This is a genomic window from Serratia sp. X10, assembly GCF_017811775.1.
Taxonomy (GTDB): domain Bacteria; phylum Pseudomonadota; class Gammaproteobacteria; order Enterobacterales; family Enterobacteriaceae; genus Serratia; species Serratia ureilytica.
In genome coordinates this window covers 25,153-49,215 of sequence record NZ_JAEIOH010000005.1, presented here as the reverse complement: position 1 = coordinate 49,215, position 24,063 = coordinate 25,153, and the positions used below count along the sequence as shown (strand labels likewise).

Here is a 24,063-nt window from a genome sequence, read left to right as displayed (position 1 = left end):
TACGGATGATTCGCTTTGAACAGGTCAGTAAAGCTTATCTGGGCGGACGGCAAGCGCTGCAGGGGGTTGATTTCCATCTGCGCCCGGCGGAGATGGCGTTTCTGACCGGCCATTCCGGCGCGGGGAAAAGTACCCTGCTGAAACTGATTTGCGGTATCGAACGGCCCAGCGCCGGCCACATCTGGTTTGGCGGTCACGACATCAGTCGCTTGAAAAACCGCGAGGTGCCGTTCCTGCGTCGGCAGATCGGCATGATCTTCCAGGATCACCACCTGCTGCTGGATCGCACGGTGTATGACAACGTGGCGATGCCGCTGATCATCGCCGGCGCCAGCACCGAAGATATCCGCCGCCGCGTTTCCGCCGCGCTGGACAAGGTCGGTTTGCTGGATAAAGCGAAAAACTTCCCGATTCAGCTGTCCGGCGGTGAGCAGCAGCGCGTGGGCATCGCCCGTGCGGTGGTGAACAAGCCGGCGGTGCTGCTGGCGGATGAACCGACCGGTAACCTGGATGATGCGCTGTCGGAAGGCATTCTGCGCCTGTTTGAAGAATTCAACCGCGTCGGCGTGACCGTACTGATGGCGACGCACGACACCGGGCTTATCGCCCGCCGCAATTACCGCATCCTGACGCTGAGCCAGGGCCGCATGCAAGGGGGCGCTCACCATGGCCAATAACGCAAAAACCGCCAAGAGCAAGGCGCTGCGCGGCGGCTGGCGCGAACAGTGGCGTTACGCCTGGATGAACGCCATCAAAGACATGCTGCGTCAGCCGTTGGCGACGCTGCTGACGGTGATGGTGATCGCCATTTCCCTGACGCTGCCGAGCGTGTGCTACATCGTGTGGAAAAACGTCAGCACTGCGGCCAGCCAGTGGTATCCAACGCCGCAGCTGACCGTTTATCTGGATAAATCGCTCGATGACGACGCCGCGCTGAAAGTGCTCGACGCCATCAAGGCGGAAGCCGGCGTGGAGAAGGTGAACTACCTGTCGCGTGAAGAAGCACGCGGCGAGTTCCGTAACTGGTCGGGCTTTGGCGGCGCGCTGGACATGCTGGAAGAGAACCCGCTGCCGGCGGTGGCGATCGTCACGCCGAAGCTGAGCTTCCAGAGTTCGGACACCCTCAACACCCTGCGCGATCGCGTGGCGGCGGTGCAGGGCGTGGAAGAAGTGCGTATGGATGACAGCTGGTTTGCCCGCCTGGCGGCGCTGACCGGGCTGGCGGGCCAGATTGCGGCGATCATCGGCGTGCTGATGATTGTGGCGGTGTTCCTGGTGATCGGCAACAGCGTGCGTCTGAGCATCTTCAGCCGCCGCGACACCATCAACGTGATGAAGCTGATCGGTGCCACCGACGGCTTTATCCTGCGGCCGTTCCTCAACGGCGGGGCGATGCTGGGCTTTGCCGGCGCGCTGCTGTCGCTGGTGCTGTCCGGCGCGCTGGTGTGGCAGCTGGAGTCGGTGGTCGCCGGGGTGGCCAAGGTGTTCGGCACCACCTTCACCTTGCACGGGCTGGGCTGGGATGAGGCGCTGCTGCTGCTGATCATCTCCGCGATGATCGGCTGGATCGCCGCCTGGCTGGCGACGGTGCAACATTTACGCCGATTTACACCACAGTAAGATTTTTTTGGTATACTCTTCTCCTGCTGCTTTTGATCGCGTTGCGGGAGAAGAGTGACCTCAAGCGAAGTCAGCACCATCCCTCTCTTCTTAGCGCACAAATTCCCTATCGGCCTGCACCCTCGTCACGTATTGTCAGCAACAATGCTTGCAAAAAAGGGTGAACTTTTAGGGCGGAGTACGGTCAAAAATTGCAGCAAATGTTAAGGTGCCCGGCGTGTGGAACCGCTTTTGCTTCAGCAACTGCCGTAGAATCAATCATTTCCCCGCTGTAATAATCACCTGCATGATTTTGTATTCTCATAGAGAGGGTTTGAATGACCAAAGAAATGCAAACTTTAGCCTTAGTACCCCAAGGTAGCTTGGAAGCCTATATCCGGGCAGCCAACGCCTATCCGATGCTGACGGCAGAGGAAGAGCGGGAGCTGGCTGAACGGCTGCATTATCAGGGCGATCTGGATGCCGCTAAGCAGCTCATCCTGTCTCACCTGCGCTTTGTCGCTCATATTGCCCGCAACTATTCAGGCTATGGTCTGCCGCAGGCGGATCTGATTCAGGAAGGTAACATCGGCCTGATGAAAGCCGTTCGCCGCTTCAACCCGGAAGTCGGCGTGCGTCTGGTTTCCTTTGCGGTGCATTGGATTAAGGCGGAAATCCACGAGTACGTATTGCGCAACTGGCGCATCGTGAAAGTGGCGACCACCAAAGCGCAGCGCAAGCTGTTCTTTAACCTGCGCAAAACCAAACAGCGTTTGGGCTGGTTCAACCAGGACGAAGTGGAACTGGTGGCCCGTGAGCTGGGCGTCACCAGCAAAGACGTGCGCGAGATGGAATCGCGCATGGCGGCGCAGGACATGACATTCGATCCGACTCCGGACGACGAGGCCCGCGATGGCCAGTCGATGGCGCCGGTGCTGTACCTGCAGGACAAGAGCTCGGACTTCGCCGAAGGCATCGAGGAAGATAACTGGGAAAGCAACGCCGCAGACAAACTGGCCTATGCGCTGGAAGGTTTGGACGAGCGCAGCCAGCATATCATCCGCGCCCGTTGGCTGGATGACGACAATAAGTCGACGCTGCAGGAGCTGGCCGATCAGTACGGCGTTTCCGCCGAACGCGTGCGCCAGCTGGAAAAGAACGCCATGAAGAAACTGAAAATGGCGATCGAAGCCTGAGTCGATGCGAAATTCGATAAAAAAAGCCCGGCTTGCCGGGCTTTTTAGTGCCTGAAATTCGGCGTTATGGCGCCACGGCGGCGAAGTCCGGCGCCGGGCAGTCGTAGCCGAATTTCGCCGCCCACGGATAACGGGTGCCGGTGTTGATATAGCGCTGATAAAGCGCCCGGCCGGTTTTGGCGTCGCGTTTGATAACCCAGCTGGCGGCGTTACACAGCACGGCGGCATAGGCCTGGCTCTTCGGCGGCAGCAGATCGGCCGCCTGTTGCGCCAGCCCCACCGCCTGCCAGCGATAGTGCAGGAAACGGTTGTCTTCCTCCGGTAGCGCCGCCTTGGCGCGCGCCGCTTCTGCGCTGTCGATCCAGCTTTTATGCTTCAGCTCGCGGGTATCGAACGCATCCCCCAGATAGGAATAGCCGGCACCATAGATGGCGTAATCCGGCGTCATCTCATAGCCGGTGAACTCCAGCCCCTGAGAACGCAGGAGGTTGGCGGCGCGATAGTAAGCCTGCGCGCGCGCCAGCGGCGCAGCGGATTTGTCCTTGGCGGCCTTCAGCTCGTCGGCGAACTGCTGCGCCGCTTGCCGGTAGTTGGGGATATCGAAGTAGGCCAGCGCCTCCGGCGCTCGCCCGGCGCGCATCAGCCGCCGCGCCAGCAGTTCGCGCAGCTGCACCTCCGGCGTGATCTGCTGGCCGCCGTAATCGTCCGGATTAACCGGCTTGAGCGGCGTCGTCGGCGCCGGGGCGTGCTTATCGACAAAGCCTTTCAACTCATCGACGGTCAGCACCCGTTCCGCCACGTCGGCCACGTCGGCCCAGTAGAGCGCTTTGCCGCGATACAGCAGGTCCATCGCCTGCAGATAGTCGCCTCGGTTCAGCGCCAGGATGGCCTGTTCGCCGGCCACCCGGCACTCGGGCACGATGGTTTCCGCGACGAAGTCGGCGTTGCGCTGTTCACCCCAACTTTCGTCGGCGGGAAACGCGCTTGCCGCCTTGGCGTAGGCGGCGGTGGCGGCTTTCACGTCGCCGTCGCGCAGCGCCATTTTGGCGCGCAGCCACCACGCCAGGCCGCTGTCGCCGGCGTTTTTCAGCAGGCTGGCCGCCATCGGGTACTGCCCCGAACGGTAAGCCAGCGCCGCCAGCCGATCGCTGCCGGCGAAGCCGCTTTTCACTGAGCCGTCCAGCAGCGTCAGGATCTGGTTGATGATTTGCGCGGAGCGGCCGTTGCCGTCGGTATCCGCCATTTGCAGGTTGCCGCTGCGGGCGAACAGCTCAATGGTCACTAGCTGCTGGATCAACGGATCGCCGATAATCTGTTTCAGCGTGTCCAAATGGTCGGGGTTGACCAGGAAGCTGGAGACGTACTGCAGCGACTGCCCGCCGCTCGGATCGCCCTGCGCCGCCTGTTGCGCGTACAGATGGGCGGCGGGGGCGACGTCACCCAGCCACAGGTGGATGCGCGCCTGCTGCCCAAGGCTGCTCAGCGCCAGCTGATCGGGATCGGCGGCGCCGCTTTTCACCCGGTCGATCACCTGCTGGAATGCTGCCAGCGCCTGTTCCAGTTCGGCTTTCGGCGGGTGGCCGGCGGTGAGCGCCGGTTCACCAGATTCATTCACCGGGGTGCCGTGGTCATCCATCAATACCCGCCCAAGCGAATACTGCGCCCGCAGCCCCAAATCGCCCTGCTCGGCGGCCGGTAGCTTCAGCACCTGCTGGAAATAGTCTGCGGCGCGCGGATCGAGGCTGGCGAAAGCGACGGCACCCAGTTGATAAAGGCGGGCGGCGTTGGATAGCCCCTGCGTATTGACGGCGTCAGCTTCTTCCACCGTCTTGGCGGCGCGCATTTTGCCGATCGCGATCGTTTCCGGCGACTGCGGCATTGGTTTCGGCGGCATCGGTGGCGGTGGGGCTTGCCAGTGCGGCAACTGTTTATCCATCGGCACCAGCCGGCCGGCTTCGAAGGCGAAATTGCCCTCCGGCATATACAGCAGGGTGCCGTTGCGATCGATCAGCAGCCGGTTAGGAAAATCCGGGCCGCAGGCATAGCCGCCCAGCGGCAGTGCGGCGCCGATCAGCATGGCCAGCGGAAGAAGGCGGCGGGTGTTCCGTGCCGCGCGCGAATCAAGGTGTGACAAGGGTGCCTCCTGGCGTCAGTTGTTGGCAGCGCAGCCAACCCAGCGGCCGGGATTGCCCGGCGCGCAGCTGGTCGCTGCTGATGCGAATAAAGCGTTGCCGTTGCGGTGCGGATTCCAGCCGGTAGTTGCCGACCGCGTCCGCCGCCAGGCAGTCGTCGGCGCGGATGTCGATCGTTTGCGGCAGCGGGGCGTCCACCGGCCCGTTGTTGTGAATTATCAGATCATACAGCCCGTTTTGCTGTGGCTGGGGCCTAAATTTTACCTGCCAGTCGACATTCAGCGGCCGCCGTTCGATCACCGCTCGCAGCGTGGCGAGCGACCAGGCGCGCCGATCGTCCGCCAGCGGCAGTCTGAACCAAATCACGCCGCGCAGCCGGGGCGGCGTTTGCTGCGCCAGCGTTTGCAGAAAATCGGCGATCTGCTGCGGCGCGACCGTCAGTTCACGGCCGTTGCCGGCCACGCGCAGCGAGGATTCGCTCTCCACCTGCGCGCCCTGCGCATCAAACCCCAGCAGCGCCATGCCATAGGCCGGCAGCGCGACGCGAAACGGCTTCGGTGTGACGGCGGCGTACTGCCGCACCCAGCGCAGCGCCAGCGGGCCGTCAAACAGCCCCTGCTGAGGTGAGAGCACCGCATGCACTTGCAGAACTGAACTGTTGGCCTGTTGCAGTACGCCGGGCAGAGCGGGCGAACCGATCCAGGCGGGCAGGGCGGTGATGCCGAGTTGCAAAGCGGCGGGCAGCCGTTGGCGCAGCCGCTGCAGAAAACGTTGGTAATCCGGCAGGCGAGCCGTGGCGGCGTCATGATCGATCTCGACGCCGGTGACGGGCAGCCCGGCCGCCTGCCAGCGCTGGGCGAGCGCCAGCAGACGCTGGATAATGGCTTCTTGGTCCAGCTGCGGCAGCTGGCCGTCAAGGCGCGCTACCAGCCAGAGCGGGCGGCCGTCCCGCTTCAGCAGGCTGAGATCGGCCGGGATTTCCCGCCAGCCTTCGCGTGGATGCACCTGCAGCGCCAACACCCGCAGCCCAGCGAACAGATCGCGGCTGTGCGCCAGCGCATCGGCGTGTTGCGGTGTCCAAACCCGCTGCCAAACGTAGACCTGCTGATCCCAGCCTGAGGCCTGGCGCAGCGCCTGCTGACGCCCGGCGAACCAGGCCGCCAGCCCCAGCGCAATCAAAATCAGCGCCGCCGGCAGGCGCTTCATTTTTGCCAGAGATCGCCCTGCGGCGCGAAGCCGCAGGCGCGCATGAAGTTATCGACTTCCCCACGTTCGCGCGGCGCCAGACCGGCGGTCGACAGCTGCCAATGGGCGACCTGCGGCAGCTGACGCTGTGCATCTTGCACCAGGTAAAGACCGACGCCGCGGCGGCGCGTCACTTCGCGTACCAGCAGATCCTGCAGTTCGGCGCGGTCGTCCTGCAGCGCAATTTTCACCGCGCCCAGCAGACGCTCGTTGAAGCGGGCGGCGAACAGCGCCTTGCCGCCGCTCAACCAGCTCTGCCACTGTTCCGGCTGCTGGTGCGGCCAAATTTTACCGAGATCGATAAGGTCTTGCGGGGACAGCGCGGTCAGGCGCTCGATGGTCAGTTTCATGCAGAATTTCCGCGCAGCTAAATGATGTCGACAGTGTAATAGATCTTGTGCAGAGCGTTGTGTAAGTTTTTCTGTACGATTACTGTGCAATATGTTTTTTGCACGGGGCATTTTCCGAGTAAATAGTTAGTAAAGGGATTGTTAACCAGCACAACGCGCTACGCCTCAAGGTAAACAGCGCAGATTTAATTCGAATTTTATCCTGTTTACACCGCTTGTTTCTGCCGGATGAAGTTGATTTGCAGCAGAAAATTCCTGTTTAATGGTATGAAAAATAAAGTCTTATTAGAAAATAATGCCAACAAAATGCCTAAATCATTATTACTTATAACAAAAGCGGTCAATAACGATCGGGCGCAGGCAAACACAACAGGTACGTTCACAACGACAGATGGGGATTTGCGGATGAAATTAACAACAGGTAAGGCACTGCTGGCGGGTTGTATTGCGATGGCCATGAGCCAGGCGGCCATGGCGAAAGACATCAAGGTGGCGATCGTCGGGGCGATGTCCGGCCCGGTCGCGCAGTATGGCGACATGGAGTTTACCGGCGCGCGCCAGGCGATTGCCGACATTAACGCCAAGGGCGGCATCAAGGGCGACAAGTTGGTCGGCGTGGAATACGACGACGCCTGCGACCCGAAACAGGCGGTTGCGGTCGCCAACAAGGTGATCAACGACGGCATTCGCTACGTGATCGGCCACCTGTGCTCCTCTTCCACCCAGCCGGCGTCCGATATCTATGAAGACGAAGGCGTGATCATGATTACCCCGGCGGCCACCAACGCCGATCTGACCACCCGCGGCTACAAGATGATCCTGCGCACCACCGGTCTGGATTCGGATCAGGGCCCGACCGCCGCCAAATACATCCTCAGCGACATCAAGCCGAAGCGCATCGCCGTGGTGCACGATAAGCAGCAATACGGCGAAGGCCTGGCGCGCTCGGTGCGCGACAGCCTGAAAAAACAGGGCACCGAAGTGGCGATGTTCGAAGGCATCACCGCCGGCGACAAAGACTTCTCCACCCTGGTGGCGCGCCTGAAGAAAGAGAATATCGACTTCGTGTATTTCGGCGGTTATTACCCGGAAATGGGCCAGATCCTGCGTCAGGCCAAACAGGCCGGGTTGACGACCCGCTTTATGGGGCCGGAAGGCGTGGGCAACTCCTCACTGTCCAACATCGCCGGCGCCGCTTCGGAAGGCATGCTGGTGACGCTGCCGAAACGCTACGATCAGGTGCCTGCCAACCAGCCGATCGTCGATGCGTTGAAAGCCAAGAAGCTGGATCCGACCGGCCCGTTCGTCTGGACCACCTATGCCGCGCTGCAGTCGCTGACCACCGGGATGGAGCGCAGCGGCAGCCAGGAGCCGGCGGACATCGTCAAGGATCTGAAAACCGGCAAGCCGGTGGAGACCGTGATGGGGCCGCTGAGCTGGGATGACAAGGGCGACCTGAAAGGCTTCGAGTTCGGCGTGTTCGAGTGGCATGCCAACGGCACGTCCACACCGATCAAATAAGCCATAATGATTAGGGTGGGGCGCAGTTTGCTGCGCCCGGCGGGTCGGCTTGCCGACCCCGTCTCCCTTTACCCGCCGGTTCTCCGCCGGCGGGTTTCGCAGCCAAGGGTTCAGAGTATGTCAGAGCAGCTCCTCTATTTTCTGCAGCAGATGTTCAACGGCTTAACGTTGGGCAGCACCTATGCATTGATCGCCATCGGTTACACCATGGTTTACGGCATCATCGGCATGATCAACTTCGCCCACGGTGAGGTATACATGATCGGCAGCTATGTCTCCTTTATCGTTATCGCCGCCCTGATGATGCTCGGCATCGACGTCGGCTGGCTGCTGATCGGCGCCGCGTTCCTGGTCTCGATCGTCATCGCCAGCGCCTACGGCTGGAGCATCGAGCGGGTGGCCTACAAGCCGGTGCGCAACTCCAAGCGCCTGATTGCGCTGATCTCGGCCATCGGCATGTCGATATTCCTGCAAAACTACGTCAGCCTGACTCAGGGCTCACGCGATCTGGCGCTGCCCAGCCTGGTCACCGGCCAGTGGGTGCTGGGGGAAAGCAACGGCTTCGCCGCCACCATCAGCACCATGCAGCTGACCATCTGGCTCGTGACCTTCCTGGCGATGCTAGCGCTGACGCTGTTTATCCGCTATTCGCGCATGGGCCGTGCCTGCCGCGCCTGTGCGGAAGATCTGAAGATGGCCAGCCTGCTGGGCATCAACACGGACCGGGTGATCTCGCTGACCTTCGTCATCGGTGCGGTGATGGCGGCGGTGGCCGGGGTGTTGCTCGGCCAGTTCTACGGCGTCATCAACCCTTACATCGGCTTTATGGCCGGTATGAAAGCCTTCACCGCCGCGGTTCTGGGCGGCATCGGCAGCATTCCGGGCGCGATGATCGGCGGCCTGGTGCTGGGCGTGGCGGAAGCGCTGACCTCCGCCTACCTGAGCACCGAATACAAAGACGTGGTGTCGTTCGCGCTGCTGATCGTGGTGCTGCTGATCATGCCGACCGGCATCCTCGGGCGTCCGGAGGTTGAGAAAGTATGAAACTCAATCTGCTCAATGCGCTGATCGCCACGGCGGTGCTGTTCGTGATGGCGTCGTTCCTGATGGGCATGCAGCTCAGCCTGGACGGCACCAAACTGGTGGTGCACGGCGCGGCGGAAGTGCGCTGGATGTGGATCGGCATCGGCTGCGTCATCGTCTTTTTCTTCCAGCTGTTGCGCCCTCTGCTGCAGCAGGGCCTGAAAAAGGTCTCCGGCCCGGCGTTCGTGCTGCCTAGCTTCGACGGCACCACGCCGCGGCAAAAGCTGCTGGCGGCACTGCTCATCGTCGCGGCGGTCGCCTGGCCGTTCCTGGTCTCGCGCGGCACGGTGGATATCGCCACTCTGACGCTGATCTACGTGATGCTGGGCCTCGGCCTCAACGTGGTGGTGGGCCTGTCCGGTCTGCTGGTGCTCGGCTACGGCGGTTTCTACGCCATCGGCGCCTACACCTATGCGCTGCTGAATCATTATTACGGCCTCGGCTTTTGGGAGAGCCTGCCGCTGGCGGGCATCGTCACCGCCGCCTTCGGCTTCCTGCTCGGTTTCCCGGTGCTGCGGCTGCGCGGCGACTATCTGGCGATCGTGACGCTCGGCTTCGGTGAGATCGTGCGCATCCTGCTGCTGAACAATACCGAGATCACCGGCGGGCCGAACGGCATCAGCCAGATCCCGAAACCGACCTTTTTCGGCCTGGAATTTAACCGCAGCGTGCGCGACGGCGGCTGGGATACCTTCCATAACGTCTTCGGCCTGAAATACGATCCGAGCGATCGCATCGTATTTTTGTACCTGGTGGCGTTGCTGCTGGTGGTGCTGACGCTGTTCGTCATCAACCGCCTGCTGCGCATGCCGCTCGGGCGCGCCTGGGAAGCGCTGCGTGAAGACGAGATCGCCTGCCGCTCGCTGGGCCTCAGCCCGACGCGCATCAAGCTGACCGCCTTTACCATCAGCGCCGCGTTCGCCGGGTTTGCCGGCACGCTGTTCGCCGCGCGCCAGGGGTTCGTCAGCCCGGAATCCTTCACCTTCGTCGAATCGGCCTTCGTACTGGCGATCGTCGTACTGGGGGGCATGGGCTCGCAGTTCGCGGTCATTCTGGCGGCGATCCTGCTGGTGGTGTCGCGCGAGCTGATGCGCGATCTGAATGAATACAGCATGTTGCTGCTGGGTGCGCTGATGGTGCTGATGATGATTTGGCGGCCGCAGGGGCTGTTGCCGATGAAACGGCCGCAGCTGAAGCTGCAGGCGGCGGACATTCACGCGGGCAAGGGGGAACAGGCATGAGCGTTCAACCTTTACTGCAGGTGGAAGGCCTGTCGATGCGTTTTGGCGGGCTGCTGGCGGTCAACAATGTCGCGTTGACGCTCAATGAAGGCGAAATTGTCTCGCTGATCGGCCCCAACGGTGCCGGTAAAACCACGGTGTTCAACTGCCTGACCGGTTTCTACCGCCCGAGCGGCGGCACCATCAAATTGCGCGATCGCCATCTGGAAGGGCTGGCGGGGCAGGCCATCGCCCGTATGGGCGTAGTGCGCACCTTCCAGCATGTTCGGCTGTTCCGTGAAATGACGGTGATTGAGAACCTGTTGGTGGCGCAGCATCAGCACCTGAAAAGCGGCGTCTTCGCCGGGCTGCTGAAAACCCCGGCCTTCCGCCGCGCCGAAGCCGAGGCGCTGGCGCGCGCGGCGGAGTGGCTGGAGCGCGTCGGCCTGCTATCGATGGCCAACCGTTCGGCGGGCAACCTGGCCTACGGGCAGCAGCGTCGGCTGGAGATCGCCCGCTGCATGGTGACCCGGCCGGAGCTGCTGATGCTGGACGAACCGGCCGCCGGTCTGAACCCGAAAGAGACCGACGAGTTGGATCATCTGATCGTCGAGCTGCGCGATCGGCATAAGGTCTCGGTGTTGCTGATCGAGCACGACATGAAGCTGGTGATGGGCATCTCCGATCGCATTTACGTGGTGAATCAGGGCACGCCGCTGGCGCAGGGCACACCGGCGGAGATCCGCAACAACCCGGACGTGATCCGGGCTTATTTGGGCGAATAATAATATGTTGTCATTCAATCAGGTATCCGCCCATTACGGCAAAATTCAGGCGCTGCATCAGGTCAGTCTCACGATTAGTCAGGGCGAAATCGTGACGTTAATCGGCGCCAACGGCGCCGGTAAAACCACGCTGCTCGGCACCCTGTGCGGCGAACCGCGCGCCAGCGAAGGCAGCATCGTCTTCCAGGGGCAGGACATCACCCAGTGGCAAACCTCGCGCATCATGCGCGAAGCGGTGGCGATCGTGCCGGAAGGGCGGCGCGTCTTCTCGCGCATGACGGTGGAAGAAAACCTGGCGATGGGCGGCTTCTTCGCCGATCGTCACCAGTATCAACAGCGCATCGAACGGGTGTTCACGCTGTTCCCGCGCCTGCTGGAGCGCCGAAGCCAGCGCGCCGGCACCATGTCCGGCGGCGAACAGCAAATGCTGGCCATCGGCCGCGCGCTGATGAGCCAGCCGAAGCTGCTGCTGCTCGACGAACCTTCGCTTGGGCTGGCGCCCATCATCATCCAGCAGATTTTCGACATCATTCAGCAACTGCGGGAAGAGGGCATGACCATCTTCCTGGTGGAGCAAAACGCCAATCAGGCGCTGAAATTGGCGGACCGCGGTTATGTGCTGGAAAACGGCCGCGTGGTGTTGGAAGATACGGGGGCTGCATTGTTAGCCAACGAAGCAGTGAGGTCGGCGTATCTGGGCGGTTAATCCGTCCCCCTACGAATTAAAATAATCAGGTACGAGAAGAAGAAATGAAGACAGAAGGGTTACTCGCGCAGCGCATCGTTAACGTAAAAAGTTCGGCCATCCGTGAATTGCTTAAGCACAGCAAGATGGAACACGTCATTTCGCTGGCGGGCGGCATCCCCTCTGATGCGCTGTTCGATTTCGAAGGATTGAGCATTGCCACCCAGCAGGCGATCACCGAACAGCCGAAAAGCGCGTTCCAGTATGGCTTGACCGAGGGCAGCCCGCTGCTGCGTGAGCGCATTTGCGCGCTGTGCGCCGAGCGCGGCATCACCGCGCGCGCAGAAGAGGTGATGGTCACCGCCGGCTCTCAGCAGGCCCTGGATTTGGTGATGCGCGCCATCGTCAACCCGGGCGACGTATTTGTGGTGGAGCGCCCGACCTACCTGGCGGCGCTGCAAACGCTGGAACTGGCGGAGGCCAACATCATGTCGGTCTCGTCCGACAGCGACGGCATGGTGGTGGAAGAGCTGGCCGAGCTGCTGAAAACCCAGCGTATCAAGGGCGTGTACGTGGTGCCGAACTTCGGCAACCCGAGCGGCATCACCCTCAGCGCCGCGCGCCGCGAACTGCTGGTGAAGCTGGCCGCCGAACATAATTTCCTGATCATCGAAGACGATCCGTACGGCGAGCTGCGTTTCACCGAAGAGCGCCACCCAACGCTGCATCAGGTGTCGCAGCGGGTGCTGGGCAACACCGACCACATCATCTATACCTCGACCTTCTCCAAGATCCTGGCGCCGGGCCTGCGCCTGGGCTGGGCGATCCTGCCGCCGTTCCTGCTGCATAAAGTGGCGATCATCAAACAGGCGGCGGATCTGCACGCCAGCGCCCTATCGCAGAGCATCGTCGAATGCTACCTTGGCCTGGATCGCCTGCCGGCGCAGATCGACAAGATCCGCGCCGCCTACAAACACAAGGGCGAGATCCTGGCCGGTTTGGTGGAGCAGGAGCTGGGCGACTACATCACCTTCGATAAACCGAAGGGCGGCATGTTCCTGTGGGCGCGTTTCCGCCAGCCGTTCAACGCCACCGAATGGCTGAACACTACGCTGCAGCAGGGCGTGGTGTTCGTGCCGGGGGAATACTTCTTCTCCGACAACCCGGATCGTTCGACCTTCCGCCTGTCGTTCGCCACCGCCACCGAGCAGCAGATGCAAGAAGCGGTCGCGCGCCTGCGCCGTTCGCTATAAGCCTCGCGGCGGCGGAGCCGATGCCCGCCGCCGACATCAAACCGCCATCTTCACTTCACCTTGCCGTCATGTGGCTGTCATCTAACGGTTATTTTTCTGTCATCCGAGCATGGCATGTTATCCCCCGTCATCTTTCGAGCCGCAGCGTTGTTGGCTGCCCGGCTGCCCCCCTGCCACTTAGTTAGCTAAGCTCCAGGGTGCCAGCAGGTTGCCGCCTGGCTGCAACTCGAAAGCTATAGGGGGCACTCCCTCATCAAGAATTGATTCTTTTCGCTCACGCGCTTTTACACCAGCTTTTTCAGGAGTTAGGCATGCTCACCTACGCTATTCGCAAAACCACGCTGTGCGTCGCATTGACCCTGGCGGTCAGCGCCCAGGCGCTGGCGGCGACAGAAATCCCGTTCTGGCATTCGATGGAAGGCGAACTGGGTAAAGAAGTGGACTCTCTGGCGGATCGCTTCAACCAGTCGCACAGCGACGTCAAGATTGTGCCGGTTTATAAAGGCAACTACGAACAGAGCCTGGCGGCGGACATCGCCGCTTACCGTTCCGGCAAGGCGCCGGCGATCCTGCAGGTTTACGAGGTGGGCACCGCCACCATGATGGCCAGCAAAGCCATCAAGCCGGTCTATGAAGTGTTTAAAGAGGCCGGTATCAACTTCGACGAATCGGTGTTCGTGCCGACGGTGGCCGGCTATTACACCGACAACAAGAGCGGGCATCTGCTGTCGCAGCCGTTCAACAGCTCCACGCCGGTGCTGTACTACAACAAAGACGCCTTCAAAAAGGCCGGCCTGAACCCGGATCAACCGCCGAAAACCTGGCAGGAACTGGCGGCGGGTACCGCCAAGCTGCGCGAAGCCGGCATGAAGTGCGGTTACGCCAGCGGCTGGCAGGGCTGGATCCAACTGGAGAACTTCAGCGCCTGGCACGGCGTGCCGTTCGCCAGTGAAAACAACGGTTTTGGCGGCACCAGCGCCAAGCTGGAGTTCAACCAACCGCTGCAGGTCAAACATATTGCGCTGCTCGAAGCGATGAACAAGAAGGGCGACTTCACCTATTTCGGCCGCAAAGACGAATCCACCGAGAAGTTTTATAACGGCGACTGCGCCATCACCACCGCCTCATCCGGTTCGCTGGCGGACATCAAGCACTACGCCAAATTCAACTACGGCGTCGGCATGATGCCGTACGACGCTGACGCGAAAAACGCGCCGCAAAACGCCATCATCGGCGGGGCCAGCCTGTGGGTGATGAACGGCAAAGACGCCGCCACCTACAAGGGCGTGGCCGAATTCCTGCAGTACCTGGCGCAGCCGGAAATCGCCGCCGAATGGCACCAGAAGACCGGCTATCTGCCGATCACCACCGCGGCTTACGATCTGACCAAGCAGCAGGGCTTCTACGACAAGAACCCGGGTGCCGACGTCGCCACTCGCCAGATGCTGAACAAGCCGCCGTTGCCGTTCACCAAGGGCCTGCGCCTGGGCAACATGCCGCAGATCCGCAGCGTGGTGGATGAGGAGCTGGAAGGCGTGTGGACCGGCAAGAAAACGCCGCAGCAGGCGTTGGACGCCGCCGTGCAGCGCGGTGACGTGCTGCTGCGCCGTTTCGAAGCGTCGACCAAGTAATCCTGTGTCGCGGGCCCGGCGGACCGGGCTCGCATCTTCACGCCGATCCTCCCGCACCCGATTAATGGTTTAACGTCTATGTCATCTTCCCGTCCCGGTTTCGGCTGCAGCTGGTTGCCCTATGCATTGGTGCTGCCGCAGCTGCTGATTACCGCCGTCTTCTTTTTATGGCCCGCCGGCGAGGCGCTGTGGTATTCGGTGCAGAGCCTCGATCCGTTCGGCCTGTCCAGCCAGTTTGTCGGGCTGGATAACTTTAAGCAGCTGTTCCAGGATCCTTACTACCTCGACTCGTTCTACACCACGCTGATCTTCAGCTTCCTGGTGGCGGGCATCGGGCTGGCGGTCTCGCTGTTTTTCGCCGCGCTGGTGGACTACGTGCTGCGCGGTAGCCGCCTCTACCGCACGCTGATGATCCTGCCCTATGCGGTGGCGCCGGCAGTGGCGGCGGTGCTGTGGATCTTTCTGTTCAACCCCGGTCTCGGGTTGATTACCCATTTCCTCAATGGGCTGGGCTATAACTGGAACCATGCGCAAAACAGCGGCCAGGCGATGTTCCTGGTGGTGCTGGCCTCGGTATGGCAGCAGATAAGCTATAACTTCCTGTTTTTCCTCGCCGCGCTGCAGTCGATCCCGCGTTCGCTGGTGGAGGCGGCCGCCATCGACGGCGCCGGCCCGGTACGCCGCTTCTTCCATCTGGTGCTGCCGCTGATCGCGCCGGTGAGCTTCTTCCTGCTGGTGGTCAATCTGGTGTACGCCTTCTTTGATACCTTCCCGGTGATCGACGCCGCCACCGGCGGCGGGCCGGTGCAGTCCACCACCACGTTGATCTACAAGATCTACCGCGAAGGCTTCGCCGGATTGGATCTCTCCAGCTCCGCCGCGCAGTCGGTGATCCTGATGCTGCTGGTGATCGGCCTGACGGTGATCCAGTTCCGCTTCGTTGAACGTAAGGTGCGCTACCAATGATTGAGAATCGACGCGGGCTGGACATCTTCAGCCATGTGATGCTGATTATCGGCGTGCTGGTGGTGCTGTTCCCGCTGTACGTGGCCTTTGTCGCCGCCACGCTGGACGACAAACAGGTGTTTCAGGTGCCGATGACGCTGGTGCCCGGCGGCCACCTGTGGGAGAACATCCGCAATATCTGGCAGGGCGGCGTGGGCAACCTCAAGGTGCCGTTCTCGCTGCTGCTGCTCAACAGCGTGATCATGGCGCTGGCGATCACCTGCGGCAAAATCGCGGTGTCGGTGCTGTCGGCTTACGCCATCGTGTATTTCCGCTTTCCGCTGCGCAGCCTGTTCTTCTGGCTGATTTTCCTCACCCTGATGCTGCCGGTGGAAGTGCGTATTTTCCCGACGGTGGAGGTGATCTCCAACCTCAACCTGCTGGACAGCTATACCGGCCTGACGCTGCCGCTGATGGCCTCGGCCACCGCCACCTTCCTGCTGCGCCAGTTCTTCATGACGTTGCCGGATGAGCTGCTGGAGGCGGCGCGCATCGACGGCGCCGGGCCGATGCGTTTCTTCTGGGACATCGTGTTGCCGCTGTCGAAAACCAATCTGGCGGCGCTGTTCGTCATCACCTTTATCTACGGCTGGAACCAATACCTGTGGCCGATCCTGATCACCAGCGACGCCTCGATGGGCACCGCGGTGGCGGGCATCAAGAGCATGATCTCCACTTCCGGCGCGCCGACCCAGTGGAACCAGGTGATGGCGGCGATGATTCTGACTTTATTGCCACCGCTGGCGGTGGTGCTTCTGATGCAGCGCTGGTTTGTGCGCGGTCTGGTTGATAGCGAGAAATAACGACGATGGCAGGATTAAAACTACAGGCGGTCACCAAGTCTTACGACGGTAAAACGCCGGTGATCAAACAGATAGACCTCGACGTGGCGGACGGCGAATTCATCGTGATGGTCGGCCCGTCCGGCTGCGGCAAATCCACGCTGCTGCGGATGGTGGCCGGGCTGGAACGCACCACCAGCGGCGATATTTATATCGATACCCGGCGCGTGACCGATCTGGAGCCCAAGGATCGCGGCATCGCGATGGTGTTCCAGAACTACGCGCTCTATCCGCACATGAGCGTGTACGACAACATGGCTTACGGCCTCAAGATCCGCGGTTTCGGCAAGGAGCATATCCGCCAGCGGGTGGAGGAGGCGGCGCGCATTCTGGAGCTGGAGCCGCTGCTCAAGCGCAAACCGCGCGAACTTTCCGGCGGCCAGCGCCAGCGGGTGGCGATGGGGCGCGCCATCGTGCGCGAACCGGCGGTGTTCCTGTTCGATGAGCCGCTGTCCAACCTGGATGCCAAGCTGCGGGTGCAGATGCGCCTGGAGCTGCAACAGTTGCACCGACGCCTGAAAACCACCAGCCTGTACGTGACCCACGATCAGGTGGAGGCGATGACGCTGGCGCAGCGGGTGATCGTGATGAATAAGGGCGTGGCGGAGCAGATCGGCACGCCGAGCGAAGTGTACCAACGGCCAGCTTCGCTGTTCGTCGCCGGCTTTATCGGCTCGCCGGCGATGAACCTGCTGCCCGGCACCCTGAGCGCCGACGGTAGCCAGCTGCTGCTGGCGGACGGCATGGCGCTGCCGTTGCCTGCGGCCAAGCCGCAGTGGGCGGGGCGGCCGTTGACGCTGGGCATTCGGCCGGAGCATATTCAACTGGTGGCGCAAGGCCAGGGCGTACCGCTGCAGCTGCAGACGCTGGAACTGCTGGGGGCCGACAATCTGGCGCACGGCCAGTGGGGCGGCCACGGAGTGATAGCGCGGCTGTCGCATGAAACCTTGCCGACGGCGGGCAGTACGCTATATTTGCAGCTGCCTGCTCAGGCGCTGCACTTTTTTGACACCCACAGCGGATTACGGATGGATTGATGACGAGACCCTGGCCTTACCCTCATATTGTCGCCCACCGCGGCGGCGGTTCTCTGGCGCCGGAAAACACCCTGGCGGCGATCGACGTCGGCGCGCGCCACGGCCACAAGATGATCGAGTTCGACGTCAAGTTGGCGCAGGACGGGCAAATTTTCCTGCTGCACGACGACACGCTGGATCGCACCAGCAACGGTTGGGGCGTGGCGGGTGAGCTGCCGTGGGACAAACTGGTGCAGCTGGACGCCGGCAACTGGTACAGCTCGGCCTTCAAGGGCGAGCGGCTGCCGCTGCTGTCGGAGGTGGCGGAACGCTGCCGGGAACACGGCCTGATGGCCAATATCGAGATCAAACCGACCACCGGCAGCGACGATGAAACCGGGCGGGTGGTGGCGCTGGCGGCGCGGTTGCTGTGGCAAGGGCAGACCGACCCGCTGCTCTCCTCCTTCTCGGTGGAAGCGTTGGCGGCGGCGCAGCGCACCGTGCCGGATTTGCCGCGTGGCCTGCTGCTGGAGGACTGGGACGACAACTGGCGCGAGCTGACGGAGCGTCTGGACTGCGTCTCGCTGCATATCGACCACAAAGCGCTGACCGCCGAGCGGGTGAAAGCGTTGAAAGACGCCGGTCTGCGCATTCTGGTGTATACCGTCAACCAACCGGATCGCGCGCGTCTGCTGCTCGACTGGGGCGTTGACTGCATTTGCACCGACCGGATAGATTTGATTGGCCCGGATTTTTAATCCGGCGCCGATGAATCCCGCGACGACAAGCCTTGCCGCCGCGCCACCGGAAGGAATGCGATGCCAGGCTTTATGATGTCACTGTGGCACCAGATCGTGCTGTCTTTACCGCTGTTCGTCCTGATCGCGTTGGGTTATGGGCTGATTCGCTGGGGGAAATGGCCTTCCAGCATCACCGATGGCCTGACGCGCTTCGTGTTTTCCCTCGCCTTGCCCGCCATGCTGTTTCGCATGATGTGCGACTTCTCGCAGCGCCCGGCGGTCGATGCCCGGCTGTTGATCGCGTTCTTCGGCAGTTGCCTGATGGTGTTCGTGCTCGGCCGCCTGGTCGCCCGGCACCTCTTCCGGCTGGATGGCGTCGCCGGATCGGTGTTTGCGCTGGGCGGTATTTTCTCCAATAACGTGATGCTCGGTTTACCGATCGCCAGCGTGATGCTGGGGCAGGCGGCGATCCCGTCGGTGGCGCTGGTGCTGGTGTTCAACGGCCTGATCCTGTGGACGCTGGTCACGGTGTCGATCGAATGGGCGCGCAACGGCTCGCCGACGCTGGGCGGCTTTGCTAAAACCGCGCGCAGCGTGCTGACCAACCCGCTGATCGTCGGCATTCTGTCCGGCACGCTGTTTAGCCTGACCGGCTTGCCGCTGCCGGACTTCGTCGATCGGCCGGTCAGCATGCTCGGCCAGGTGGCGGCGCCGCTGTCGCTGGTGGTGCTTGGCATGGGGCTCGCCGAGTACCGCATCAGCGAAGGCTGGCAACTGAGCAGCGCCATCTGCGTGCTGAAGTTGCTGGTGCAGCCGTTGGTGATTTGGCTGCTGGCCTGGATGATGGATCTGCCGCCGATGGAGACCCGCGTGGTGGTGCTGCTGGGCTCAATGGCGGTGGGGGTGAATGTCTACCTGATGTCGCGCCAGTTCAATACGCTCACCGGCCCGGCCGCCACCAGCCTGGTGATGTCCACCGTGCTGGCGGCGATCACCACGCCGCTGATCCTCACCGTTATGGGCGTGCGGGCGTAGCCGGCAGCGGGGCCTGCGGCACCGCCGGCGCGGTGCGATTGAACGGATCGCGCGGCTGGTTGCCGTTAGGCAGCAGTTGCCCGCCGTTCGGCGCGGTTTGCAACAGCTGTTGCCGTTGATTGTCGAACTGTCGCTGCTGCTGCAGGCGGCGTTGATCCATCTGCCGGTTGTTCAACAAGCGCTGCTGTTGCGCCTGCTGGCTGTTTTGGTTGAGTAACTGCTGCTGTGAGCGCAGGTCGGTTACGCCGTTGGCCGCCGCCGCCAACCCAGGCAGCAACAGCAGAGCGAACAGAATATGAGAAGTTTTCATGATGGTTACCTCGCCTTTTTATTAAGCCTAACTCAGCGGTGAAATTTTGCTGGTAGTTTGTCTTTTGTTCAGATGTAAACCGCCTTTCATCCACTTATGCGTCCATCTTCCGTTACAATCGCGGTTTATGAATTGCTAGGATGAACCCATCGTGCTGCTCTTGGTTATCACCACCATTCTGTGGGCGTTCTCTTTCAGCCTGATCGGCGAATATTTGGCGGGCCATGTCGACAGCTGGTTCTCGGTGCTGATGCGCATCGGGCTGGCGGCGCTGGTGTTCCTGCCGTTTCTGCGCTGGCGCAACATCAAACTCAAGGTGATCCTGCTGTATATGCTGGTAGGCGCCTGCCAACTGGGGATCATGTATCTGTTCAGCTTCCGTGCCTACCTCTACCTGACGGTGCCGGAGTTCCTGCTGTTTACCGTGCTGACGCCGCTTTACATCACGTTGATCTATGACTTGCTGAGCGGCCGACGCTTGCGCTGGGGCTACGTATTCAGCGCGCTGTTGGCGGTGCTGGGCGCGGCGATCATCCGCTATCACCAACTGAGCGAGCACTTCTGGTGGGGGCTGTTGCTGGTACAGGCGGCGAACATCAGCTTCGCCATCGGCATGGTCGGCTATAAGCGCCTGATGGAAGTGCACCCCTTACCGCAACATACCGCCTTTTCCTGGTTCTACCTGGGGGCGGCGGCGGTGGCGGTGGTGGCCTGGTTCCTGTGGGGCAACCCGCAGCAATTGCCAACCACCAACCTGCAGTGGGGCGTGCTGATCTGGCTGGGTGTGGTGGCATCGGGGCTGGGTTACTTCATGTGGAACTATGGCGCGACGCAGGTGGATGCGGGCACGCTCGGCATCATGAACAATATGCATGTGCCGGCCGGGCTGTTGGTCAACCTGGCTATTTGGCAACAGCAGCCGCACTGGCCGAGCTTTATCCTCGGCGGGGCGGTGATCGTCGCTTCTCTGTGGGTGCACCGCCGCTGGGTGGCGCCGAAACAGCTCGGCTAAACGGGGGCCGGCAGTTTACACGCCGGCCGCCAACGCTTTGGCGCCGGTCGCGCCGGGGCGTGCGGCGTCGCGCACGAACGGCAGATGATCGCAGGCGTGCTGGCGGGCCGAGCGGATAAAGGCTTCGGTCACCGCCTGGCGCTGTTCGCCGTCGCGCACGGCGGCGTACAGACGGCTCCACAGGCCGTCACCCAGGGTTTTGGTCACCACCAGCCCCTGCCGTTCGAAACTTTCCACCACCCAATGCGGCAGCGCCGCAATCCCCATCCGCGCCGAGACCATCTGGATCAGCAGCAGCGTGTTATCGACGTTCTTCAACGCCGGGTTGACGCCCGCCGGCTGCAGGAAATGCCGCCAGATATCCAGCCGCTGGCGCTGCACCGGGTAAATCAACAGCGTTTCATCGCTCAAGTCTTCCGGCTCGATGTGCGGCTTGCCGGCGAGCGGATGATCCGGCGCCAGCACCAGACGCACCTCAAAATCGAACATCGGCGAATAGTGCAGGCCGCTGCGCGGCAGGATATCCGACGTCATCACCAGATCCAGCTCGCCCTGTTGCAGGGCCGGCTGCGGGTCGAAAGTGACGCCGGAGGTGAAGTCCATCACCACCTGCGGGAAACGCTGGCGGAAGTTGTCCAGCGCCGGCGTCAGCCACTGAATGCAGCTGTGGCATTCGATGGCGATGCGCAGCGTGGTTTGATGCGGCTCGTGGCAGGCCTGCAGCGCCTGCTGGATCTGCGGCAACACCTGTTCCGCCAGCTGCAGCAGGATCTCGCCCTGGGCGGTGAAGCGCAGGGGTTGGCTCTTGCGCACAAACAGCTTGAAGCCCAGACGTTGCTCAAGATCGCTGAACTGGTGCGACAGGGCAGACTGCGTCTGATGAAGTTGGGCCGCCGCCCCCGCCAACGAACCGCTGTTGCGCAGAGCCTGCAGCGTCCGTAAATGTTTCAGTTCGATCATGAGAGTCCTTCACATTGACAGTGAATAAATTGCGCTTGTGGTTAATACAGTACCTGCTGATTATGGATGTGTAAACATCTGGACGGCTAAATGGGGAATATGACGATGGCAATTTTGAATCACACACTGGGTTTTCCTCGCGTTGGGCTACGACGTGAGCTGAAAAAAGCTCAGGAAAGCTACTGGGCCGGCAACTCGACGCAGGAAGAGCTGTTGGCGGTTGGCCGCGAGCTGCGCGCTCGTCATTGGCAGCAGCAACGGCAGGCCGGGGTGGATTTGGTGCCGGTCGGCGATTTCGCCTGGTACGATCATGTGTTGACCACCAGCCTGCTGCTGGGCAACGTGCCGGCGCGCCATCAGAATGCGGATGGCTCTATTGATCTGGACACGCTGTTCCGCATCGGCCGTGGCCGCGCACCGACCGGCGAGCCGGCGGCCGCGGCGGAAATGACCAAATGGTTTAACACCAACTATCACTACATGGTGCCCGAATTCCAGCAAGGCCAGCAGTTCAAGCTGGGCTGGACCCAACTGCTGGACGAAGTGGACGAAGCGCTGGCGCTGGGGCATCACATCAAGCCGGTGCTGCTTGGCCCGGTGACCTATCTGTGGCTGGGTAAAGTGAAGGGCGAGCCATTCGACCGCCTGTCGCTGCTGAAAGACATCCTGCCGGTTTACCAGCAGGTGCTGGCGGAGCTGGCGAAGCGCGGCGTCGAGTGGGTGCAAATCGACGAACCTGCGCTGGTGCTGGAGCTGCCGCAAGCCTGGCTGGACGCCTTCAAACCGGCGTATGACGCGTTGCAGGGGCCGGTTAAGTTGCTGTTGACCACCTACTTCGACAGCGTCGGCCATAACCTCGACACCATTCGCACGCTGCCGGTACAGGGGCTGCACGTCGATCTGGTCGCCGGCCATGACGATATCGCCGCGCTGAGCGCCGCATTGCCGCAAGACTGGCTGCTGTCGCTGGGGGTGATCAACGGCCGCAACGTTTGGCGCGCCGATCTGAGCCGCTGGTTCGAACGGCTGCAGCCGCTGGTGGGGCAGCGCCCGCTATGGATCGGCACCTCCTGTTCACTGCTGCACAGCCCGATCGATCTGAGCGTGGAAAGCCGTCTGGACGAAGAAGTGAAAAGCTGGTTCGCCTTCGCGCTGCAAAAATGCGCCGAGCTGGCGCTGTTGAGCTCGGCGCTGAACGAGCCTGACGCGACGAAACAGGCTGAGCTGGACGCCTACAGCGCGCCGATCCGCGCCCGTCGCCAATCGAACCGCGTGCATAACCCACAGGTTGAGCGCCGCCTGGCCGCGATCACCGCGCAGGACTGCGAACGCCGCAGCGCGTACGCCGAGCGCGCCAGGGCGCAGCGCGAGCGTTTTAAGTTGCCGGCCTGGCCGACGACGACCATTGGTTCGTTCCCGCAGACCACCGAAATCCGCGGCCTGCGTCTGGACTTCAAACAGGGCCGTTTGGACGGCAGCAACTACCGCACCAGCATCGGTGAGCACATCAAACAGGCGATCGTCGAGCAGGAGCGCCTCGGGCTGGACGTACTGGTGCACGGTGAAGCCGAGCGCAACGACATGGTGGAATATTTCGGCGAGAACCTCGACGGCTTCGTGTTTACCCAGAATGGTTGGGTGCAGAGCTACGGTTCCCGCTGCGTGAAGCCGCCGGTGATCATCGGTGACGTCAGCCGCCCGGAAGCCATTACCGTCGAATGGGCCAAATTCGCCCAGTCGTTGACCGACAAGCCGGTGAAAGGCATGTTGACCGGGCCGGTGACCATCCTGTGCTGGTCGTTCCCGCGTGAAGACGTGACCCGCGAAGTGATCGCCAAGCAGATTGCGCTGGCGCTGCGCGACGAGGTGGAAGATTTGGAAAAAGCCGGCATCGGAATCATTCAGATCGACGAACCTGCGCTGCGCGAGGGGCTGCCGCTGCGTCAATCCGACTGGGCCGCCTACCTGAGCTGGGCGGTGGACGCCTTCAAATTGAACGCCGCCGTGGCGCAGGATGACACCCAGATCCACACCCACATGTGTTACTGCGAGTTCAACGACATCATGGACTCCATCGCCGCGCTGGACGCCGACGTGATCACCATCGAGACCTCGCGTTCCGATATGGATCTGCTGGAAGCCTTCAAAGAGTTCGAATACCCGAACGAAATCGGGCCGGGCGTCTACGATATCCACTCGCCGAACGTGCCGAGCGTGGAATGGATCGAAGCGCTGCTGCGTAAAGCGGCGCAGAACATCCCGGCGGAACGCCTGTGGGTCAACCCCGATTGCGGCCTGAAAACCCGCGGTTGGCCGGAAACCCGGCAGTCGCTGGCCAACATGGTATTGGCGGCGCAGCGCCTGCGCGAGCACGCGTGATGCCGTGCGGCGGATAAACCGCCGCTTATAGGTTTACTGGTGTGATGATTGGGCGCTTCGGCGC

22 protein-coding genes are annotated in these 24,063 nt (G+C 61.9%); 17 read left to right on the top strand and 5 right to left on the bottom strand.

All coding sequences use genetic code 11. From position 1 onward, the window contains the following. Window positions 1–5: 5 nt before the first annotated feature. The 3 genes from ftsE (at window position 6) to rpoH (ending at window position 2,795) form a co-directional block, all read left to right on the top strand. Complete coding sequence (gene ftsE / locus J9788_RS17265; protein ID WP_004934337.1) at window positions 6–677, top strand: cell division ATP-binding protein FtsE; 672 nt, start codon at window positions 6–8, stop codon at window positions 675–677. Continuing rightward, window positions 667–1,620 (top strand): permease-like cell division protein FtsX, encoded by a 954-nt coding sequence (gene ftsX / locus J9788_RS17260; RefSeq protein ID WP_004934340.1) that lies wholly within the window; start codon window positions 667–669, stop codon window positions 1,618–1,620. Before ftsE ends, ftsX begins: the two co-directional genes overlap by 11 nt. A 317-nt stretch (window positions 1,621–1,937) precedes the next feature. Next, a complete protein-coding gene (gene rpoH, locus J9788_RS17255) occupies window positions 1,938–2,795 on the top strand; it encodes an RNA polymerase sigma factor RpoH (RefSeq protein ID WP_004934345.1) in 858 nt (285 codons plus the stop codon). A gap of 64 nt (window positions 2,796–2,859) precedes the next feature. Here the strand turns inward: rpoH and J9788_RS17250 are convergent, their stop codons facing one another. From J9788_RS17250 to panM, 3 genes are read right to left on the bottom strand one after another with little or no spacing between them, the layout of a single operon-like run. Further along, a complete protein-coding gene (locus tag J9788_RS17250) occupies window positions 2,860–4,872 on the bottom strand; it encodes a hypothetical protein (protein ID WP_370576358.1) in 2,013 nt (670 codons plus the stop codon). A gap of 43 nt (window positions 4,873–4,915) precedes the next feature. Continuing rightward, window positions 4,916–6,133: a DUF3142 domain-containing protein gene (locus J9788_RS17245; protein WP_182265660.1), complete on the bottom strand. Its 1,218-nt coding sequence runs from the start codon at window positions 6,131–6,133 to the stop codon at window positions 4,916–4,918. After that, complete coding sequence (gene panM / locus J9788_RS17240; RefSeq protein ID WP_004934355.1) at window positions 6,130–6,522, bottom strand: aspartate 1-decarboxylase autocleavage activator PanM; 393 nt, start codon at window positions 6,520–6,522, stop codon at window positions 6,130–6,132. The genes J9788_RS17245 and panM overlap by 4 nt, the downstream gene beginning before the upstream one ends. A gap of 405 nt (window positions 6,523–6,927) precedes the next feature. Between panM and J9788_RS17235 the strand changes: the two genes are divergently transcribed. The 12 genes from J9788_RS17235 (at window position 6,928) to J9788_RS17180 (ending at window position 19,338) form a co-directional block, all read left to right on the top strand. Further along, window positions 6,928–8,043, top strand: a complete 1,116-nt coding sequence (locus J9788_RS17235; RefSeq protein ID WP_033639000.1) for a branched-chain amino acid ABC transporter substrate-binding protein — start codon at window positions 6,928–6,930, stop codon at window positions 8,041–8,043. Window positions 8,044–8,160: 117 nt separating this feature from the next. Next, window positions 8,161–9,087 (top strand): high-affinity branched-chain amino acid ABC transporter permease LivH, encoded by a 927-nt coding sequence (gene livH, locus J9788_RS17230; protein WP_015376290.1) that lies wholly within the window; start codon window positions 8,161–8,163, stop codon window positions 9,085–9,087. Next, the gene (locus J9788_RS17225; protein WP_097102982.1) at window positions 9,084–10,367 is read left to right on the top strand and encodes a high-affinity branched-chain amino acid ABC transporter permease LivM; all 1,284 of its coding nucleotides are present in this window, start codon (window positions 9,084–9,086) and stop codon (window positions 10,365–10,367) included. The genes livH and J9788_RS17225 overlap by 4 nt, the downstream gene beginning before the upstream one ends. Then, entirely contained in the window at window positions 10,364–11,131 is a 768-nt protein-coding gene (gene livG / locus J9788_RS17220) for a high-affinity branched-chain amino acid ABC transporter ATP-binding protein LivG (protein ID WP_004934389.1), read from the top strand. Before J9788_RS17225 ends, livG begins: the two co-directional genes overlap by 4 nt. Before the next feature lie 4 nt (window positions 11,132–11,135). Continuing rightward, window positions 11,136–11,837: a high-affinity branched-chain amino acid ABC transporter ATP-binding protein LivF gene (gene livF / locus J9788_RS17215; protein WP_015376292.1), complete on the top strand. Its 702-nt coding sequence runs from the start codon at window positions 11,136–11,138 to the stop codon at window positions 11,835–11,837. Between the two features lie 44 nt (window positions 11,838–11,881). Then, on the top strand, window positions 11,882–13,069 hold the full coding sequence (locus tag J9788_RS17210) for a PLP-dependent aminotransferase family protein (RefSeq protein WP_046898855.1): 1,188 nt from the start codon (window positions 11,882–11,884) through the stop codon (window positions 13,067–13,069). A 311-nt stretch (window positions 13,070–13,380) separates the two neighbouring features. Beyond that, a complete protein-coding gene (gene ugpB / locus J9788_RS17205; protein ID WP_182265661.1) occupies window positions 13,381–14,700 on the top strand; it encodes a sn-glycerol-3-phosphate ABC transporter substrate-binding protein UgpB in 1,320 nt (439 codons plus the stop codon). 78 nt (window positions 14,701–14,778) lie between these two features. Beyond that, window positions 14,779–15,666, top strand: coding sequence for a sn-glycerol-3-phosphate ABC transporter permease UgpA (gene ugpA / locus J9788_RS17200; protein WP_015376293.1), 888 nt, complete (start codon window positions 14,779–14,781; stop codon window positions 15,664–15,666). Continuing rightward, complete coding sequence (gene ugpE / locus J9788_RS17195) at window positions 15,663–16,508, top strand: sn-glycerol-3-phosphate ABC transporter permease UgpE (RefSeq protein WP_004934403.1); 846 nt, start codon at window positions 15,663–15,665, stop codon at window positions 16,506–16,508. The genes ugpA and ugpE overlap by 4 nt, the downstream gene beginning before the upstream one ends. Before the next feature lie 5 nt (window positions 16,509–16,513). Next, entirely contained in the window at window positions 16,514–17,584 is a 1,071-nt protein-coding gene (locus tag J9788_RS17190) for a sn-glycerol-3-phosphate import ATP-binding protein UgpC (protein ID WP_015376294.1), read from the top strand. Then, complete coding sequence (ugpQ, locus tag J9788_RS17185; protein ID WP_046898858.1) at window positions 17,584–18,321, top strand: glycerophosphodiester phosphodiesterase; 738 nt, start codon at window positions 17,584–17,586, stop codon at window positions 18,319–18,321. The genes J9788_RS17190 and ugpQ overlap by 1 nt, the downstream gene beginning before the upstream one ends. 60 nt (window positions 18,322–18,381) lie before the next feature. Then, on the top strand, window positions 18,382–19,338 hold the full coding sequence (locus J9788_RS17180; RefSeq protein ID WP_046898859.1) for an AEC family transporter: 957 nt from the start codon (window positions 18,382–18,384) through the stop codon (window positions 19,336–19,338). Here the strand turns inward: J9788_RS17180 and J9788_RS17175 are convergent. Further along, window positions 19,319–19,648: a hypothetical protein gene (locus J9788_RS17175; protein WP_044030281.1), complete on the bottom strand. Its 330-nt coding sequence runs from the start codon at window positions 19,646–19,648 to the stop codon at window positions 19,319–19,321. The genes J9788_RS17180 and J9788_RS17175 overlap by 20 nt on opposite strands. Window positions 19,649–19,799: 151 nt before the next feature. Here J9788_RS17175 and J9788_RS17170 point away from each other — a divergent pair, with 151 nt between their 5' ends. Next, entirely contained in the window at window positions 19,800–20,660 is an 861-nt protein-coding gene (locus J9788_RS17170) for a carboxylate/amino acid/amine transporter (protein WP_182265662.1), read from the top strand. A gap of 15 nt (window positions 20,661–20,675) precedes the next feature. On the opposite strand, the gene metR is transcribed toward J9788_RS17170, so the two are convergent. Further along, window positions 20,676–21,620 carry an HTH-type transcriptional regulator MetR gene (gene metR, locus J9788_RS17165; protein ID WP_016929455.1) on the bottom strand — a complete coding sequence of 315 codons (945 nt, stop codon included), beginning with the start codon at window positions 21,618–21,620 and terminating at the stop codon, window positions 20,676–20,678. A gap of 90 nt (window positions 21,621–21,710) precedes the next feature. Between metR and metE the strand changes: the two genes are divergently transcribed. Further along, window positions 21,711–23,999, top strand: a complete 2,289-nt coding sequence (gene metE / locus J9788_RS17160) for a 5-methyltetrahydropteroyltriglutamate--homocysteine S-methyltransferase (protein ID WP_080350232.1) — start codon at window positions 21,711–21,713, stop codon at window positions 23,997–23,999. Window positions 24,000–24,063: the final 64 nt, after the last annotated feature.